This window comes from Photobacterium aphoticum, assembly GCF_001029435.1.
GTDB classification, from domain to species: domain Bacteria; phylum Pseudomonadota; class Gammaproteobacteria; order Enterobacterales; family Vibrionaceae; genus Photobacterium; species Photobacterium aphoticum.
This window is the reverse complement of sequence record NZ_LDOV01000094.1, coordinates 1-280: the sequence shown is the minus strand read 5'-3', so window position 1 is coordinate 280 and position 280 is coordinate 1. Positions and strand designations below refer to the sequence as shown.

The window sequence follows — 280 nt, the reverse complement described above, 5'->3', positions numbered from 1 at the left end:
AACCGTTACTGCTAGCCAAGTACCGATGGCGATGTTACTGCCAGCTGCGGGGATGATTTTTGGCCTAGTGACTGCGATTCTGTTTAGCTACCGCAAACCACGCGAGTACAAAGAGACAGAAATGACGCATGTTGACACCAACACAGACCATATCAAGAAGAAAAACATCTTGTTTGCTGTCGCAGGTATCGTATTTGCACTTTCTGCGCAGTTGACCACAGGTTCGATGATCGTTGGGGGTCTTGCTGGCTTTATCGCGTTCACCTTTGGTGGCGTAATT

Annotated in this window: 1 protein-coding gene; it reads left to right on the top strand. The window is 48.2% G+C overall.

All coding sequences use genetic code 11. The features are described from left to right. The coding region (locus ABT58_RS23190) for a Na+/H+ antiporter NhaC family protein (protein ID WP_276203468.1) at positions 1 to 280 on the top strand (280 nt) is incomplete at both ends.